The sequence below is a fragment of the Caballeronia grimmiae genome (assembly GCF_000698555.1).
GTDB lineage: Bacteria > Pseudomonadota > Gammaproteobacteria > Burkholderiales > Burkholderiaceae > Caballeronia > Caballeronia grimmiae.
The window spans coordinates 1-1,196 of sequence record NZ_JFHE01000121.1; the positions used below are offsets into that span (position 1 = coordinate 1).

Below are 1,196 nucleotides of genomic sequence, written 5' to 3' on the forward strand. Positions count from 1 at the left end.
GAAGGACACTTCTGTCTTTGCACAGCCTAAACAGCGCAGCACATGTCCGCCCAGTGCCGCTGTGCGGCACCGTTCGATGGCCGACATGACCTTCAGCTGCCCCAGGCTCAGGCGTGTGTTGGCTCGCCACGCTGGCCCGTGGCTGCGGAAGATGTCCGCAACCTCCAGCATGAGGTGTTACAGCGCTCGGGCCTACTCGGAAGGCAGACGGTCCAGCGGACTGGTGACCTCGTGTAGCAGATCGGTGGCCACCTGGACGTAGAGCGCGGTGTTCTCGAGCTTGGCGTGGCCGAGCAGCACCTGGATCACACGAATATCGACCTTCTGTTCGAGCAGGTGGGTGGCGAAGCTGTGACGCAGGGTATGCATGGATACGCGCTTGTCGATGTTCGCGGCCTCGGCGGCGGCATGAATGGCGCGGTTCAGTTGCCGCGTGCTCAGCTGATCGAGCGGATCGAGTCCGGGAAACAGCCACCCACCATCGAGCATCTTGCCCTGTGTACGGGCCACGCGCCACCACACACGCAGGCGCTCGAGCAGCACCGGCGAGAGCATTGCGTAGCGGTCACGGCGGCCCTTACCCTGCTCGATACGCAATGTCATGCGTTCGCTGTCGACGTCGGTGACCTTCAGCGCTACCACTTCGCTGGCGCGTAGCCCCGCGCCGTACGCCACCGACAGCGCGGTCTGGTGCTTCAGGTTACCGGCGGCCTCGATGAGCCGCCGCACTTCGTCGCGGCTGAGCACGATGGGCAATACGCGGGGCACGCGCACGGGTTGCATCCTGACCATCAGCTCGGGCCGGTCGAGCGTGACTGTGAAGAAGAACTTCAGGCCGGTAATCGCGTGGTTCAGCGAAACGGCCGATGTGCCGTGGTCGACCAGATAGAGCTGGTAGCGCCGCAGGTCCTCGACGGTGGCCGTGTCAGGTGAGCGCCCGAGAAAACGGGCGAACTCACGCACGATGTGCAGGTAGATGTCCTGGGTCTTGGGGGCAAGCTGGCGCATGCGCATGTCGTCAATCATGCGCTGGCGCAGCGGACTGACGTTTGACTGTGAGGAGGTCATGATTCGGCTCCTGCTGGAGAACGAGGCGGATTGCCTCATTCGCCAACATACGGAACCACGATGCCGGCCTCTCCCTGCCCACCGAAGTCTGACCGTAGCCCCTACCGCGCGAGCGGTTTAGTCCGTCG

2 protein-coding genes are annotated in these 1,196 nt (G+C 63.8%); both read right to left on the reverse strand.

The genetic code is table 11. The annotated features are described in order from the left end of the window. The coding region (locus BG57_RS32185) for a transposase zinc-binding domain-containing protein (RefSeq protein WP_174447257.1) at positions 1 to 171 on the reverse strand (171 nt) is incomplete at its 3' end. Between the two features lie 21 nt (positions 172 to 192). Beyond that, positions 193 to 1,068, reverse strand: a complete 876-nt coding sequence (locus BG57_RS30885; RefSeq protein WP_035971114.1) for a tyrosine-type recombinase/integrase — start codon at positions 1,066 to 1,068, stop codon at positions 193 to 195. Positions 1,069 to 1,196 lie beyond the last annotated feature (128 nt).